Annotated in this window: 16 protein-coding genes; 3 read left to right on the top strand and 13 right to left on the bottom strand. The window is 51.4% G+C overall.

All coding sequences use genetic code 11. From position 1 onward, the window contains the following. Positions 1 to 86: 86 nt before the first annotated feature. From U0026_RS17435 to xseB, 4 genes are all read right to left on the bottom strand, one after another. On the bottom strand, positions 87 to 1061 hold the full coding sequence (locus U0026_RS17435) for an aldo/keto reductase (RefSeq protein WP_062773909.1): 975 nt from the start codon (positions 1059 to 1061) through the stop codon (positions 87 to 89). Between the two features lie 64 nt (positions 1062 to 1125). Next, positions 1126 to 2988, bottom strand: a complete 1863-nt coding sequence (dxs, locus tag U0026_RS17430; RefSeq protein WP_062773907.1) for a 1-deoxy-D-xylulose-5-phosphate synthase — start codon at positions 2986 to 2988, stop codon at positions 1126 to 1128. A gap of 18 nt (positions 2989 to 3006) precedes the next feature. After that, positions 3007 to 3906, bottom strand: a complete 900-nt coding sequence (gene ispA, locus U0026_RS17425) for a (2E,6E)-farnesyl diphosphate synthase (RefSeq protein WP_062773906.1) — start codon at positions 3904 to 3906, stop codon at positions 3007 to 3009. Position 3907: 1 nt separating this feature from the next. After that, positions 3908 to 4150, bottom strand: a complete 243-nt coding sequence (gene xseB / locus U0026_RS17420; protein WP_062773904.1) for an exodeoxyribonuclease VII small subunit — start codon at positions 4148 to 4150, stop codon at positions 3908 to 3910. A 199-nt stretch (positions 4151 to 4349) separates the two neighbouring features. Here xseB and thiI point away from each other — a divergent pair, with 199 nt between their 5' ends. Together thiI and U0026_RS17410 are read left to right on the top strand one after the other, a co-directional pair. After that, positions 4350 to 5798 carry a tRNA uracil 4-sulfurtransferase ThiI gene (gene thiI, locus U0026_RS17415; protein ID WP_062773902.1) on the top strand — a complete coding sequence of 483 codons (1449 nt, stop codon included), beginning with the start codon at positions 4350 to 4352 and terminating at the stop codon, positions 5796 to 5798. A 313-nt stretch (positions 5799 to 6111) separates the two neighbouring features. Further along, a complete protein-coding gene (locus U0026_RS17410; RefSeq protein WP_241974018.1) occupies positions 6112 to 6897 on the top strand; it encodes a hypothetical protein in 786 nt (261 codons plus the stop codon). 97 nt (positions 6898 to 6994) lie between these two features. Here U0026_RS17410 and yajL read toward each other — a convergent pair whose 3' ends face one another. Next, on the bottom strand, positions 6995 to 7588 hold the full coding sequence (yajL, locus tag U0026_RS17405) for a protein deglycase YajL (protein WP_062773898.1): 594 nt from the start codon (positions 7586 to 7588) through the stop codon (positions 6995 to 6997). Further along, positions 7551 to 8462: a 2-dehydropantoate 2-reductase gene (gene panE, locus U0026_RS17400; RefSeq protein ID WP_062773895.1), complete on the bottom strand. Its 912-nt coding sequence runs from the start codon at positions 8460 to 8462 to the stop codon at positions 7551 to 7553. Before panE ends, yajL begins: the two co-directional genes overlap by 38 nt. A gap of 279 nt (positions 8463 to 8741) precedes the next feature. Between panE and U0026_RS17395 the strand changes: the two genes are divergently transcribed. Further along, complete coding sequence (locus tag U0026_RS17395; RefSeq protein ID WP_062773893.1) at positions 8742 to 9233, top strand: YajQ family cyclic di-GMP-binding protein; 492 nt, start codon at positions 8742 to 8744, stop codon at positions 9231 to 9233. A gap of 42 nt (positions 9234 to 9275) precedes the next feature. On the opposite strand, the gene U0026_RS17390 is transcribed toward U0026_RS17395, so the two are convergent. The 7 genes from U0026_RS17390 to cyoA form a co-directional block, all read right to left on the bottom strand. Beyond that, positions 9276 to 10640, bottom strand: coding sequence for an MFS transporter (locus U0026_RS17390; RefSeq protein WP_062773891.1), 1365 nt, complete (start codon positions 10638 to 10640; stop codon positions 9276 to 9278). A gap of 422 nt (positions 10641 to 11062) precedes the next feature. Further along, positions 11063 to 11218, bottom strand: a complete 156-nt coding sequence (locus U0026_RS17385) for a Hok/Gef family protein (protein ID WP_062773889.1) — start codon at positions 11216 to 11218, stop codon at positions 11063 to 11065. 318 nt (positions 11219 to 11536) lie between these two features. Continuing rightward, entirely contained in the window at positions 11537 to 12424 is an 888-nt protein-coding gene (gene cyoE, locus U0026_RS17380) for a heme o synthase (RefSeq protein ID WP_062773887.1), read from the bottom strand. Between the two features lie 11 nt (positions 12425 to 12435). After that, positions 12436 to 12765, bottom strand: a complete 330-nt coding sequence (locus U0026_RS17375) for a cytochrome o ubiquinol oxidase subunit IV (protein WP_062773886.1) — start codon at positions 12763 to 12765, stop codon at positions 12436 to 12438. Continuing rightward, complete coding sequence (locus tag U0026_RS17370; RefSeq protein WP_062773885.1) at positions 12765 to 13376, bottom strand: cytochrome o ubiquinol oxidase subunit III; 612 nt, start codon at positions 13374 to 13376, stop codon at positions 12765 to 12767. Before U0026_RS17370 ends, U0026_RS17375 begins: the two co-directional genes overlap by 1 nt. Further along, entirely contained in the window at positions 13366 to 15357 is a 1992-nt protein-coding gene (cyoB, locus tag U0026_RS17365) for a cytochrome o ubiquinol oxidase subunit I (protein ID WP_062773883.1), read from the bottom strand. The genes U0026_RS17370 and cyoB overlap by 11 nt, the downstream gene beginning before the upstream one ends. A 19-nt stretch (positions 15358 to 15376) precedes the next feature. Then, positions 15377 to 16324 carry a cytochrome o ubiquinol oxidase subunit II gene (gene cyoA, locus U0026_RS17360; protein ID WP_062773881.1) on the bottom strand — a complete coding sequence of 316 codons (948 nt, stop codon included), beginning with the start codon at positions 16322 to 16324 and terminating at the stop codon, positions 15377 to 15379. Positions 16325 to 16740 lie beyond the last annotated feature (416 nt).

Genomic DNA, 16740 nt, shown 5'->3' with positions numbered 1-16740 from the left:
CCTATTTGAACTACCGACTTTCCCACGACACCGATCGGTTCCCTCGCCCCTTTGGGGAGAGGGCTAGGGTGAGGGGAAACAAGCGCTTATTTAAACCCTACCACCGGATGCACCTGATACGGTGCTTCCATCGCCTCAATTTGCTCTGATGTCAGCGTAATATCCACCGCATTCAGCAGTTCATCCAATTGATCCTCACGCGACGCACCAATAATTGGCGCTGCCACACCCGGTTTACTCAGAAGCCACGCTAGTGCCGTTTGCGCCCGGCTGGCCTCAATCTCTTCTGCAACTCGCTCCAGTTCTCCGGCAATTTGTTCGTCGTTCCCCTCCGTCGAGCTGTAGAGCGTCTGACCGAACTCATCTGAAACCAGTCGCGCCGTCGTTTCCCCCCACGGACGCGTCAGACGTCCGCGTGCTAACGGACTCCATGGAATCACCGCCACGCCTTCCTGGGTACACAGCGGCAGCATGTCACGTTCTTCTTCGCGATAGATGAGATTGTAGTGATCCTGCATGGTGACAAATGGCGCCCAGCCGTTGGTTTTCTGTAGCGCTAGCGCATGGGCGAACTGGCGGGCGTGCATTGAAGAAGCGCCGATAAAACGGGCTTTCCCTGATTTTACAACCTCGTCCAATGCTTCCAGCGTCTCTTCAATCGGCGTGCGATAGTCCCAGCGGTGAATTTGCAGCAGATCAACATAGTCCATGCCGAGTCGGCTTAGGCTATCGTCAATGGAGCGCAGGATCTGCGCGCGGGAGAGTCCTTCTTCAAGGGAACCCACCTGATGATAAACTTTAGTGGCGACCACCACATCATCACGGCGAGCAAAGTCGCGCAGTGCACGGCCAACAATCTCTTCACTGCTGCCGTCAGAGTAGCTATTTGCAGTATCGAAAAAATTGATGCCACCTTCGAGAGCGCGTTGGATTATGGGGCGGCTGCTGTCTTCTGGCAGTGTCCAGGCATGTTTACCCCGGTCCGGTTCGCCGAAGGTCATACAGCCCAGACAAAGGCGGGAAACACGAAGATCGGTTTGTCCTAAGAGATGGTATTGCATGATGTCGCTCCTGCTAGCGGGGTAAAAGGTTTACCTTTAAGCATAGCAGGAGCGAGAGGAGGGATTATGCTAACCAGGCCGCGATCCTGGCGCTAATGCCCGCGGCATCCAGACCAAGATCGGCTCGCGCCTCTTCCTGCGTCCCTTGCGGGACAAAGAAATCGGGCAGGCCAAGGTTGAGTACCGGTACCGGTTTACGATGTGCCATCAGCACTTCATTGACGCCGCTTCCCGCGCCACCGATAACGGCGTTTTCTTCCAGTGTGACCAGCGATTCGTGACGAGCAGCCATCTCAAGAATCAGGCTCTCATCCAGCGGCTTCACAAAACGCATATCGACCAGCGTCGCATTAAGTTTTTCTGCGACGATTTCAGCTTCCACCAGCAACGTGCCGAAGTTAAGGATCGCCAGTTTCTCGCCTTCACGTTTCACCACGCCTTTGCCCAGCGGCAGTTTTGCTAACGGTTCAAGCGTTGCGCCAGTGCCCGTTCCGCGCGGATATCGCACGGCGCTTGGGCCGTCGCCGTAGTGGTAGCCGGTGTACAACATCTGGCGGCATTCGTTTTCATCGCTTGGCGTCATGATGACCATTTCCGGGATGCAGCGCAGGAAGGAGATATCAAACGCCCCCTGGTGAGTCTGCCCATCAGCACCGACAATGCCTGCACGATCGATAGCAAACAGCACCGGCAATTTCTGAATGGCGACGTCGTGGATCACTTGATCGTAAGCGCGTTGCAGGAAGGTCGAATAGATAGCCACAATCGGCTTATAACCGCCAATTGCCAGCCCTGCGGCAAACGTGACCGCATGTTGCTCGGCAATCGCGACATCGAAATACTGATCGGGATATTTTTTCGAGAACTCGACCATCCCAGAGCCTTCGCGCATCGCAGGCGTTACCGCCATCAGCTTGCTGTCTTTGGCTGCCGTTTCACACAGCCAGTCGCCGAAGATTTTGGAATATGATGGCAGACCGCCGCTGCTTTTAGGCAACTTACCGCTGGTGTGATCGAATTTTGGCACCGCGTGGAAGGTAATCGGGTCTTTTTCGGCCGGCTCATAACCACGGCCTTTTTTGGTCATAATATGCAGGAACTGCGGGCCTTTCAGGTCGCGCATGTTTTTAAGCGTATTGACCAGCCCCAGTACGTCGTGACCGTCTACCGGCCCGATATAGTTAAAGCCTAGCTCTTCAAACAGGGTGCCGGGGACGACCATCCCTTTGATATGCTCTTCGGTACGCTTGAGCAATTCTTTGATCGGCGGAACGCCAGAAAAGACTTTTTTGCCGCCTTCGCGCAGGGAAGAGTAGAGTTTTCCGGAGAGCAATTGCGCCAGATGGTTATTCAGCGCACCGACGTTTTCCGAGATCGACATTTCGTTGTCGTTCAGCACGACCAGCATATCTGGCTTGATATCGCCCGCATGGTTCATGGCTTCAAATGCCATGCCCGCAGTAATTGCGCCATCGCCAATCACGCAGACGGTACGGCGCTGTTTATTTTCTTTTTCAGCCGCTACCGCAATGCCAATTCCTGCGGAAATGGAGGTCGATGAGTGACCGACGCTCAGCACGTCATACTCACTCTCACCGCGCCATGGGAATGGGTGTAGCCCACCTTTTTGCCGAATGGTGTCAATCTTGTCGCGACGCCCGGTCAAAATTTTGTGCGGATATGCCTGGTGGCCGACGTCCCAGATAAGCTGGTCGAATGGCGTATTGTAGACGTAATGCAGCGCCACGGTGAGTTCCACCGTGCCAAGCCCGGAGGCAAAGTGTCCGCTTGAACGGCTCACGCTGTCGAGCAGGTAACGGCGTAGCTCGTCACACAGTTTCGGCAGGCTCTCTTTTGGCAACAGGCGCAATTCCTGGGTGGAATCGACCAGCGCCAGGGTCGGGTATTTGGCAATATCAAAACTCATCGGAGACTCATTTATTGTTTATTTGTCGCGCAGGATGATGTAATCCGCTAGCGCTTCCAGTGCTGTGGTATCCAGTGACTGTGCCGCCAGTACGGTTAATGACTGGCGTGCCTCAGCGATGAGGTCACTGGCTTTTTTCCGGGCTTGCTCAAGGCCCAGTAGTGCAGGATAGGTGCTTTTACCGAGTTGTTGGTCGGCACCCTGGCGTTTTCCGAGGGTCGCAGTATCCCCCACCACATCCAGAATGTCATCCTGAACCTGGAATGCCAGGCCGATGCATTCGGCGTACTTATCCAGCAGCGGCAGCGCCTTGCGGCCTTGCTCACCGGCGCTTAATGCACCAAGACGCACGGCGGCACGAATCAACGCGCCGGTTTTATGGCGATGGATACGCTCCAGCATTTCCAGATTCACCCGCTGGCCTTCCGCTTCCAGATCCAGCGCCTGACCGCCGCACATACCTGCCACGCCGCTGGCGGTGGCGAGTTCGGACAGCATCGCCAGGCGATCGCGGTCAGAGACTTCTGTCATCGGCGCATCACTGAGTATAGAAAATGCCAGCGTTTGTAGCGCGTCACCAGCCAGAATTGCGCTCGCCTCGCCAAATTTAATATGACAGGTTGGCTGGCCGCGACGCAGATCGTCGTTGTCCATTGCCGGCAGATCGTCGTGCATGAGTGAATAGGCATGAATGCATTCAACGGCAGCTGCCGGGGCATCCAGCGTTGTCATGCTAACGCCAAACATTTTGCCGGTGGCATACACCAGGAACGGGCGCAGGCGTTTACCGCCCAATAATGCGCCATACTGCATGGCGTCAACCAGTGGAGTGTTCTGAAACGGTAGCGGAGCGATAAATCGGCGCAGCGCGTCGTTTGCCTGGACGACACAGGCATTGAGCTGTTGCGAAAAATCCATTTTATTCGGCGTCCGGCGTGAATGGCGTTAAGGGAGCGTCTTCGTTATCGGCAAGCAGGATCTGCACGCGCTGTTCCGCTTGTTGCAGTTTTGTCTGCCCCTGACGTGCCAGCTGCACGCCACGTTCAAATTCGTTTAGCGCTTCTTCCAGTGGGAGGGAGCCGCTTTCCAGACGGTTAACAATCTGCTCAAGCTCGGTTAAAGCAGTTTCGAAACTGGCCGGGGCATCATTTTTCTTTGGCATAGTGAATGTTTGGCTCTTGTTAAATCGCGACGGTGTCTATGGTAACGGAGTCTGGGCGTGAAGCAAATAACACGCAATGGTAAGCAGGATGATGGTATACTCCGCGACCTGGACGCAGGTACGCCTGGAATTATCAGTACACTGCGATACATCTTTTTGCTCAAAGCCCCTCAGGGCTTGCCAACGAACCATTGCCGCCATGAAGTTTATCATTAAATTGTTCCCGGAAATCACCATCAAAAGCCAAACTGTGCGTTTGCGCTTTATTAAAATTTTAACCGGGAATATCCGTAACGTTCTCAAAAATCTCGATGAAACCCTCGCTATCGTTCGTCACTGGGATCACATCGAAGTTCGCTCGAAAGATGAAGATAAGCGCCAGACCCTTATCGACGCGATGACGCGTATTCCGGGTATTCATCATATTCTGGAAGTGGAAGACGTTCCGTTTACCTCGCTGCACAATATTTTTGAGCAGACGCTGCCGCTGTGGCGTGACGCGCTTGAAGGCAAAAGCTTCTGCGTGCGCGTTAAACGTCGCGGTAAGCATGAGTTCACGTCCATTGAAGCCGAGCGTTACGTAGGCGGTGGCTTGAATCAACATATTGAAACGGCGCGCGTGAAGCTGACTAAGCCAGATGTGACCGTCAACCTCGAGATCGAGAACGATCGTCTGCTGTTGGTGAAAGGGCGTTACGAAGGTATCGGCGGTTTCCCTATCGGTACCCAGGAAGACGTCCTGTCGCTGATCTCTGGCGGTTTCGACTCTGGTGTTTCCAGTTACATGCTGATGCGTCGCGGCTGCCGCGTACATTACTGCTTCTTTAACCTCGGTGGCGCCGCCCACGAAATCGGTGTTCGCCAGGTCGCGCACTACCTGTGGAACCGCTTCGGCAGTTCACACCGTGTGCGCTTTGTGGCTATCAACTTTGAACCTGTGGTTGGCGAAATCCTCGAGAAAGTCGAAGACGGACAGATGGGTGTGGTGCTCAAGCGCATGATGGTCCGTGCGGCATCACAAGTCGCTGAACGTTACGGCGTGCAAGCGCTGGTGACCGGTGAAGCGTTAGGTCAGGTTTCCAGCCAGACCCTGACGAACCTGCGTTTAATCGACAATGTGTCCGATACTCTGATTCTGCGTCCGCTGATTTCCCATGATAAAGAGCACATCATCGATCTGGCGCGTGAAATTGGTACTGAAGATTTTGCTCGTACCATGCCGGAATACTGCGGTGTGATCTCGAAAAGCCCAACCATCAAGGCCGTGAAGGCGAAAATTGAAGCGGAAGAAGCCAACTTCGATTTCACCATTCTCGATAAAGTGGTTACCGAAGCGAATAACGTCGATATCCGTGATATCGCTCAGCAGACCGAGCAGGAAGTGGTAGAAGTTGAAACCGTTAGTGGTTTCACTGAGAACGACGTGATCCTGGATATTCGTTCTATTGATGAGCAGGATGCTAAGCCGCTGAAGGTGGAAGGTGTCGGCGTGGAATCGCTGCCGTTCTACAAGCTGAGTACGCAGTTTGGTAACCTTGATCAGAGTAAAACCTATCTGCTGTGGTGTGAACGTGGCGTGATGAGTCGCCTGCAGGCGCTGTATCTGCGCGAGCAGGGCTTTGCTAACGTCAAAGTTTATCGTCCGTAGGACAAATCGCTCACCCGTATTTGCTGCACAATTTGCTTCCTGAAACGCCTCTTTAGAGGCGTTTTTTTATGGTTATACCCGGATTTTAATAAGCATCTCTAATTTTATTTTTTATTATTGAAAAGCATTATAGGTATTTTAATTTATTCACTGGTGTTATTTTTGTGCTTTTATTATTCAATAAATGAATATTTATTTTTATGCTTTTGCTCTTAAAATAAAAGTATAATCAGAAGCCTTATTTCTGTGTGTCAGATAAATATATTAATGATTGGGCCTCTCGATGAATAATAGATATTTATTGATTCTGTTTATGAGCATTGCTTTACTTAATGGATGTTCAAAATCCTCATCAATTGATGATAAGAAAAAATCGGTAACCTCGCAGCGCACTGATGTAACTTCTACTACCCAACTTTCTGAGCAGGATGTTTTCGGCAATGAGTTAACGCTGGAGATCACAGAAGAGGATATCCAGAATGCCGTTGAGGAAGCTGAAGGACAGTTTGACGTTCCTCTGCACTCATCTATTGTCCTGGTGAAATCGGGTTCGCGAGCGCCAGACGTTATGATGCAAAAGGAAATGCAGCGCTATTATAAGGTATCAACATTTTCTGGGATTCCGGTTGTCAGGAAAAAAAGAGCCTCCCAGCCAGCCTCTTCGATTAAGCAAACGGTCAGTGACCTGGCTGAAAATGAAATAGAGAATAAAAGCGCTGTGATTAATGCTAATTACATGCAGGCACTGAGATATATTGCTGCAAAAGGTCGGCATAATACCATCATCGTCTATTGGGATGAGATTGAGTCTGCTAAATATAATTCAGCCTTAAAAGAAACTGTCTGGAAAAAATATAGTGGCGAAAAGATCGCGGGTATATCTTTGCGCTATTTGATTCGGTTTGTTTTGGTTGATGTAGCCAGTGGAGAGTGGTCAACATACTCCCCGGTTAACGCTGAATCATTGACGATTCCGTTAGTCCCTGCAAAAGATCAGAAAAACGATGCTGACTCTATTCAGAGGAAAATAAACGATCTTGAAAAGGCGACGTGTAAAATGGTGGTAGAAGATTTGGTTGAGCGGTACAGCAGGCATTGATTGTCACGTGATACAGAGGATTGGTTTCCTGACATTATTTCGATGGAAACCAATCTGCTAGCTATGCTATCACCAAAGTGCCTGGCCTAAATTACATTTACTCCTCATAAAAATTATAAATCCCCGCCGCCATCACCAATCGCGTCGAAATCTCATACGCCTTTTCGCGGCCTACCAGCAATTCAATAATTTTCAGCCCAAAATCAATTGCTGTCCCAGGCCCCTGACTGGTGAGCAGATTCACCCGAGGATCCCAGACTACACGTCGGTCTTGCCATTGTTCTTCAGGGATTCGATCCTTCAGTGCGGGGAAGCCGGTCATATTACCAATAGGGAAAATATTATGCGGGACCAGAACAGTGGCAGCGGCGGCGCAAATGGTGGCGACAATGCGCCCGGAACGCTGGAACTGTTTCACCGTTTCAACCAGCAGCGTACTGTCACGGAAGTATTCCGCACCTTTTATACCGCCCGGCAGAATGATGATATCGAAGTCCCCATCTGCCACTTGAACCAGCGGGGCATCGGCCAGAATCTTGACACCGCGCGAGCAGGTGATAGCCAGATTGCCATCGCTTGCCACGCTGGCGGTTGTGACCTGGATACCGACACGCACCAACAAATCAATCGTGGTCACGGCTTCCATTTCTTCGCTACCAGGAGCGAGGCAAATCAGTGCTGACGCGCTCATATTCACTCTCCTTACGTTTAACCTGTTCATACAGTCGGGTATTTTCAGGCACCGGAATGCCATGTGCCCGTGCGCGCTTGAGCAGGAAACCGGTGATATAGTCAATTTCTGTGTGCCGAAGTGCACGAATGTCCTGCAGCATAGAAGATATATTTTCTGCTGTTAGATCAATCACCTGATTGACATAAAGTAACAAACTTTCCGGTGAAGTATGAAATCCTTCCCGCGTCATGGTCATCGCCACTTCTTCGCAGATATGGGCAATCTGCTCCTGATGATAGCGCAAATCGCCGTTAGGGCAGTTCATTAGCGCGGTGAGTGGGTTGATGACGCAGTTAACGGCGAGTTTGCGCCACATCGCGGAATGAATGCTGTCGTGCCAGGCTACGTCTGGCAGCACATTTTGCAGGGTTTCAGCCAGTACGCTGTAGTCTTCATCGTAGTGCTTCGCTGGGCCGATGTGCGTCGTGCCGTTAGCAACATGAATGATGACGCTACCATCGCGGCGTGCAGCCTGGGTGGTCGCGCCGAGCAAAATAGGCTGCTTGAGATCGTTTAGCTCCTGTAACGTACCCATACCATTATGAATCAGCAGGATAGGCGTTGTTACCGGGAGATGAACCGCCAGGCTTCTCACCGCATCGGAAACCTGCCACGCTTTTAACGTGACCAAAAGCAAATCACTTTGCGCCAGAAAATCGGGGTCGTTAGCGATAAGGGACTGATTAAATATCGTGCCGTCAAGTTCTAAGAGATTCACGCTACAGTAGGGCTGAGGTACGCGTAACCAGCCTTGTACTTCAAATCCTTTTTTGTGGAGTGCCGTCATCCATAATTGGCCTAGCGCGCCACATCCCAATACCGTAATTTTCAAATAACCTCCTGACCGTCTTCTTACCACAAACGATGCTGCTGGTATGTCATACTTCACGCTGACCGTGAGTATATGCTTAATGGATTTCGAGTTGTAGGACGGCTCAAGAGAGTGAATCTCTTTTTGTCCGTAGTTCGGGTAAATGGACGTCGTCCGCGCATCTACAACTGGAAAGACGACGAGTATAGCGCTATCAATTCAGCTTCCGGGGATAACCAGTTGAGTTATGCCGTGTTGCAGGTATTATGCAACGCAAAAGAAACTAAGGGAGGGGAAAAGATGCCATCTTTCGATATTGTCTCTGAAGTCGATCTTCAGGAAGCGCGCAACGCGGTAGATAACGCGAGCCGCGAAGTAGAGTCACGCTTTGACTTTCGTGGTGTTGAAGCCACTTTTGAATTAAACGAAGCGAATAAGACGATTAAAGTACTGAGCGAATCTGATTTCCAGGTCAATCAGTTGCTGGATATTCTGCGCGCTAAGCTGCTTAAACGCGGCATTGAAGGGACGTCGCTGGACGTGCCGGAAGATTTCGTCCACAGCGGGAAAACCTGGTTTGTTGAAGCCAAGTTGAAGCAGGGGATTGAGAGTGCGGTTCAGAAGAAAATCGTTAAGCTGATTAAAGACAGCAAGCTGAAAGTACAGGCGCAAATTCAGGGTGAAGAGATTCGTGTGACCGGCAAGGCGCGCGACGATCTGCAGTCTACGATGGCGTTGGTACGCGGCGGTGACCTTGGTCAGCCGTTCCAGTTTAAAAACTTCCGCGACTAATTGCGTAAGCGCTGCCCGCTTAGCTATGCGGGCAGCACCATTTTATTGAGCGGCAATCGCCTGCTCAACCTCAAAGCGATTGGTTACTTTGCTGTCAATTTTGACATAGGCCGAATGTTCTTCTGCCACTACCAGAACCTCTTTGACTCCATCCATTACCAGCAGCCGTTCACGTAAGGCATCGCTTGCGTCGATATCTTTTGGAATTTCAACACGCAGACTGCTGACATACTGCGGTTCCTGCATTGTCATCGACACCAACAGCCAGACGGTCGCCAATAATGCACCGGCGAGGAATACCGTTTGGGAATCAAACAGGCCGTCAACCCAGCCGCCCAATGACCCGCCAATCGCGACGCCCAGGAACTGGCTGGTGGAGTAAATCCCCATCGCCGTGCCTTTGTAACCTGCTGGCGACTCCTTGCTGATAAGCGAAGGCAGCAGCGCCTCCATCAGGTTGAAGGCGAGGAAGAATATCTGCACGCCAATGACCAGTTCCCAGAATGAATTACCGGAACCCCACAGGACGATTTCGGCAATCAACAGCAGGGAAATACACAGCACAAACACGCGCTTCATGCGGCGTTTTACTTCGGCGTAAATGATAAAAGGCACTACCGATATGAACGATACCAGCATCGTTACCAGGTAGATTTTCCAGTGCTCGGCCGCCGGGAATCCGGCAGCCTCCAGCTGGCCCGGCAGGGCAACGAAGGTGGACATGAGTAGAATGTGCAGGCACATGATGCCGAAGTTGAGCTTCAGCAGACGTGGCTCCATCAATACCTTGCTAAAGCACCCTTTCACCATCCCGGACTCACGGTTGAGAACGTGATTTTTGCTGTCCGGTACCACCAGAATGGTTAACACAATACCGAGCGTTGCCAGCCCGGCGATCATCCAGAATAGCGCGTGGAGGCCAAGTTTATGGGTGATGATGGGACCAAGTACCATCGCAATGGCGAAGGTGACACCAAAGCTGACGCCGATAAACGCCATTGCCTTGGTGCGGTTTTGTTCACGGGTCAGGTCGGAAAGCAGCGCCATGACCGCTGCCGCAATGGCCCCGGAGCCCTGTAGCGCTCGGCCAAGAATAATGCCCCAGATGGAATCGGACATAGCGGCAATCACGCTGCCGAGAACGAAAATCGCCAGCCCGCCGATAATTAACGGCTTGCGTCCAATGCGGTCAGAGACCAGCCCAAAGGGAATCTGAAAGATAGCCTGCGCCAGGCCGTAAATACCGATAGCCAAACCAATGAGCGCTTCGCTTGCGCCCTGCAATGCCATGCCGTATGTGGTCAGAACCGGCAGAACCATAAACATGCCGAGCATACGCAAAGAAAATACGGTTCCTAAACCCCAGGTTGCGCGTAACTCGCTGGGCGTCATTTTGTAATCGTTCATTCCCACCTCAAAATAAAAGCTGGGAGTAGTGTAGTGCGGGGAGAGGGCAGGGTAAACAGACGCTTAATTAACAAATATTACATTATTGAATCATTTGTGCGAAATAGAGACGAAAATGAATAATCCGGTGGCAGAGGCGCTACCGGAAGAAGGTAAAGCATAATGCGGCTTGCAACGAAACCTGGCGGATGATGTGGATGATCTTCGAGATTTTAATGCATCATTTGCATTAATAATTGATATGGCTTCACCAGCGGATACCAGTAGGAAATGTCTCATCTGTAGGATGAATGGGGCGATAGGGTGTTTCCAGCAATAGCGCGTATGTAATGCTGGTGGGTTAAGTGTAATAAAGTAAATTGGGTGCGCTGAGAATACTTGCCAACATCAAGAGTGGCGGGGATTTCTCCCCGCCGGGTCTCTTACTTAACAGATTCGTAAGCTGTGAAGACGGCGACCTCTGTCTGTCCGCTTCGGATATGGACCTCGCAAAGATCTTTGCGTGTGACCAGTACCGACATCATGACGGTAATACCCAAGACTATCAGGGCAATAACGATTGCCTTGTTCCGCTTCATAGCCTACTTCTCCTTGACCCGAAGGTCGGTAAGAGGCTAACCTAATGTTGTTGTGCATTTAGGGGCCTCAGATTAATGTTAAGCGTCTTGCTGGACGCTGAATGTTATCTGGGGCTTTTGTCTATCTGCCTTTCACACCATGCTCAAGACAAATAGTCTCAAGCACCCGCCGCGATTCTATACCTGATATCCTTCGCCTTAGCTGTCTAAACGCTGACCGTGCCGATAATTCGGAATACATCAATATAGGTTTGCTGACTGTTTTTCAGGCAATAAAAAACCCTGCCGGAGCAGGGTTTTCAGTAACAGCCTTTTGTCTTACCAGACTGAAGCTAACAAGTTCTGTGAGCTCGGCACCATAAAGTCGACCGACATCATAACGCTGAGTGCGGTAATGGCGATGATGGAGAAACCGAACAGCTTGCGCGCCCAGACCTTATCATCTTCCACTTTGTAACCGCGCAGTGCCATACCAAGCCACCAGACGCTAACCGCTGCGGCAACCACCAGGTATTTGTAACCTGCGTAGCCGCCAAGCGAGAGCATCAGCGTCGCTAAAGCAAACGCCACGATGTACAACGTGATGTGATTTTTCGCCACAGCAATGCCTTTCACTACCGGAAGAACCGGAATATTCGCTGCCTGATAATCCTTGAAGCGGAAAATCGCGATAGCGTAGGAGTGAGGCATCTGCCACAGGCTGAAGATCGCCAGCAGAATCAACGCGCCGCTGTCGAAGTTGCCGGTAACGGCGCAGTAGCCAATCACCGGCGGCGCGGCGCCGGAGAGTGAACCAATCAGCGTGCCGTAAACGGAGTGGCGCTTCATGTACAGGCTGTAGACGCCGACATAAACCACAAATCCCATCACCCCAAGCCAGCAGGCGAGGGGATTGGCACCGAACCACAGCAGCATGAAGCCAGCGAGACCCAGCAAAGTGGCGTAGACCAGTGACGTTTTTGGCGCAATCAGTCCCTTAACCAGCACTCGGTTCTTCGTACGTTCCATCTTACGGTCGATGTCACGATCGATGTAGTTGTTGAAAACACAACCCGAGGCGACCACCAGAGACACACCGATCAAGGTCCATGCGAACAGCGGGTAATCGATGTGGCCCTTGGAGGCCAGCAGGAAACCGCCGATCACGGAGATCAGGTTGCCAAAAATGATGCCAGGCTTCGTAACTTGCAGGTATCGCTTAAACATACTCGCCGCTCTTAGTGAACCATCATGTTGTAGTTCAGGTTCCACATAATCCAGATTGAACCGACTACTACGATGGCAATGATTATCACGGTAAAGACAAACGCGGTCAGGTTCCAGCCTTCGTCAGACTTGCTGTTCATGTGCAGGAAGTACACCAGGTGTACGACAATCTGCACCACAGCGGTGACCAGAATGGTCCCCAGAATTACCGCATGCGACGCGCTGCCCGACATCACCATCCAGAACGGAATAACCGTCAGGATGATAGACAGGATAAAACCTGTCATGTAGGACTTTACGCTGCCATGGGAAGCGCCGCTGCTTTCAGTAGAATGACTCATTACATTGCCCCCATCAGGTAAACAACGGAGAACACACAGATCCATACCACGTCCAGGAAGTGCCAGAACAAGCTCAGGCACAGGATGCGGGTACGGTTAGTGCTGGTCAGGCCGCGACGGGAAACCTGCACCATCAGCACAGCCATCCAGATAAGACCGGAGGTGACGTGCAGACCGTGCGTACCGACCAGCGCAAAGAACGCTGACAGGAAGCCACTGCGATCCGGGCCCATACCTTCAACAATCAGGTGATGGAATTCATAGATTTCCATCGCGATGAATCCTGCCCCGAAGAGGAAGGTCAGCGCCAGCCAGGAAACAACCTGGCTCTTGTTGTTTTTGTACATGGCGATAGCCGCCATGCCATAGGTGATGGAGCTGAACAGCAGCAGTGCGGTTTCAACCATAACGAACGGCAGTTCAAAGATATCTTTACCGGTCGGGCCGCCTGCCGTGCCGTTCACTAGAACGGCATAGGTGGCGAACAGCGTGGCGAAGATAATGCAGTCGCTCATCAGGTAGATCCAGAAGCCGAAGATCTTCATCGGCCCTGTATCGTGGTGCCCGTGTTCGTGCGCGTGGGCATTATGCGCCAGAGTATCAGTTGCCATTTTTCAGCCCTGCCTTAGAAATCTCATCGAAATGCTGATTTTCCAGTTTTTCGACTTCCGCCACCGGCACGTAGTAATCCACGTCCTCGTCAAAGCTTTTGATAATCCAGGTGATGATGATGCCCGCGAAGCTTGCAATCGCCATCCACCAGATATGCCAGATCATGGCGAAACCAAATACCGTTGCGAAGGCGGCAATCACGATGCCCGCACCGCTGTTTTTCGGCATATGAATTTCTTCATACTGTGTCGGCTGTTTGTACGCTTCGCCTTTCTCTTTCATTTCCCAGAATGCATCACGCTCATGAATGTGCGGCACAATGGCAAAGTTATAGAACGGAGGCGGGGAAGAGGTTGCCCACTCCAGCGTACGGCCACCCCATGGGTCACCGGTCAGATCGCGGTTTTGCTCGCGGTCACGGATAGACACATAGAACTGAATCAGCTGGCAGAGGATACCGCAGGCAATCAGTGCCGCACCGCAGGCTGCAACAACCAGCATTGGGTGGAATTGCGGGTCAATCTGCTGGCTCAGGCGACGGGTCATGCCCATGAAGCCCAGTACGTACAGCGGCATAAATGCGACGAAGAAGCCGATGATCCAGAACCAGAATGCGCGGATACCCCAGGTTTCGTTCAGGGTAAAGCCAAAGGCTTTCGGCCACCAGTAGGTGAGACCTGCGAAGCAACCGAATACCACACCGCCGATGATGACGTTATGGAAGTGCGCAATCAGGAACAGGCTGTTGTGCAGCACGAAGTCAGCACCCGGAACTGCCAGCAGAACACCGGTCATACCGCCAACCGAGAAGGTCACGATAAAGCCGATGGTCCACAGCATCGCAGAGTTGAAGACGATGCGACCCTGATACATGGTGAACAGCCAGTTGAAGATCTTCACCCCGGTAGGGATGGCGATAATCATCGTGGTAATACCGAAGAAGGCGTTAACGTTCGCGCCGGCACCCATAGTAAAGAAGTGATGCAGCCAAACGATGAACGACAGGATGGTAATACACACGGTCGCCCACACCAGCGAGGTGTAGCCAAACAGGCGTTTACGCGAGAAGGTTGCCGCCACTTCGGAGAAGACACCGAATACAGGCAGAACCAGAATGTACACTTCCGGGTGACCCCAGGCCCAAATCAGGTTGATGTACATCATCATGTTGCCGCCCATATCATTGGTAAAGAAATGGGTGCCCAGATAGCGATCCAGGGTCAGCAACGCGACGGTAACCGTCAGAATTGGGAAGGAGGCGATAATCAGGATGTTGGCGCACAGAGATGCCCAGGTAAATACTGGCATCTTGAACATCGTCATACCTGGTGCACGCATCTTGATGATGGTCACGAAGAAGTTAATACCGGTCAGGGTCGTACCGATACCGGAGAGCTGCAATGCCCATATCCAGTAATCGACGCCAACGCCCGGACTGTACTCAATTCCTGAGAGCGGTGGATACGCCAGCCAACCGGTCTGCGCGAACTCACCTACGCCCAATGACAGGTTAACCAGAATCACACCGACAACCGTAAACCAGAAGCTCAGGTTGTTCAGGAACGGGAATGCCACGTCGCGCGCGCCAATCTGCAGAGGAACCACGAGGTTCATCAGACCGATAACGAACGGCATCGCGACGAAGAAGATCATGATAACGCCGTGGGCGGTAAAGATCTGATCGTAGTGATGAGGCGGCAGGAACCCTGCTTCCCCGGCGGAGGCCAGCACCTGCTGGCTACGCATCATAACGGCATCGGCAAAGCCACGCAGCAGCATGACGATAGCGACGATGACATACATAATGCCGAGTCGTTTGTGGTCAACCGAAGTCAGCCACTCTTTCCATAGATATGACCACTTACCGAAGTAAGTGATAGCCGCCAGGAGAGCGAGTCCCCCGACGATAATGGCAGCCACCGTAATCACGATAATGGGTTCGTGATAGGGCACTGCATCCAGTGTAAGTTTTCCGAACATCGTATTCTTCCTCGGCCCCTTAGTGAGCGGATTCCGCGTGGCTCATGTCCATGCCTTCCATTCCTTCGTGCGATGCGTGCTCGCCTTCAGGTTTGGACATGTCCATGCCCTTGCCGTGATCCATAAATTTGCTGGTAACTGCTTTAAACAAATCAGGTTTCACGCTGGAGAAGTACTCCACCTTGTTGTATTCGCTCGGTGCAGCCACTTTCTCGAATGCCGCCATGTTATCCATGGTGTTCGAAGATTGTTTCGCTTTAGCGACCCACTGATCGAATGTGGCACGATCCGGTGTCGCAATGGCTTTGAACTTCATACCAGAGAAGCCCGGGCCGCTATAACTTGCAGAAATACCGTCGTAGATACCTGGTTCGTTAGCGATCAGATGCAGGTTGGTCTGCATACCGGCCATTGCGTAAATCTGGCTACCCAGACGCGGAATAAAGAAGGAGTTCATCACGGAGTTGGAGGTCACTTTGAACTGCACCGGAACGTTCGCTGGGAAAGCGATTTCGTTAACGGTAGCAATGCCCTGCTCCGGGTAGATGAAGAACCATTTCCAGTCCATAGAAATGACTTCGATAGTAATAGGCTTCTCGTCATGAACCAGCGGTTTGCTAGGTTCTAAGGCGTGAGTGGTTTTCCATGTCAGTACGGCGAGGAACACGATGATAAGGATAGGCACTGTCCAGACCACAGCTTCAACTTTGTTGGAGTGTGACCAGTTAGGGCTGTACTTCGCATCTTTATTGCTTGCACGGTACTTCCAGGCAAAACCGACTGCCATTAAGACGGCGGGAATCACGACGATCATCATCAGGCCAAAAGCCGTCAGTATCAGCGAACGCTGCTCCAGTCCAATCTGTCCTTTGGGGTCAAGTAGCGCAGAATCACAACCACTGAGTAATACAGTGCTGGCGATTAATGACAACCATCCCAAGTTTTTATTGTATTTCCTGAGTCTCATGTAACGACCTCAATTCCACGGGGTGTTGGTGGCGTTTAAAGTGTGTGGGCATTTTACGGGAAGGTTACATTACTGTAAACATCATTGGTGCTCTGTCAGTGAGGTGTTACCGGGTTCTGCCGCACCTGTCACAGATGTTGCTAAATATGTCTACTTTTCAGGCTGAAAGCCCATATGGCGGGTGTTATAACGAAAGGGGAAGCGAAAGAGGGGTTAAGAGGGCAATTGGTATAACCATTGTCAAAAATATACAAATAATTAACAATTAACCATCAAATAATAGACAATTAGAAAACGAAAAATTAATTGAAAGGATGCTGAATCGTTTAATGAAATAACGCGCAGCTAAGTCGTTCCAATAATTTCCAGAATTTTTAAGGGCACAAAAGCACAAATATTTTTTTTAATATACGATG

This window comes from Kluyvera intermedia (assembly GCF_034424175.1).
Taxonomy (GTDB): domain Bacteria; phylum Pseudomonadota; class Gammaproteobacteria; order Enterobacterales; family Enterobacteriaceae; genus Kluyvera; species Kluyvera intermedia.
This window is presented reverse-complemented; position numbering and strand designations above follow the sequence as displayed.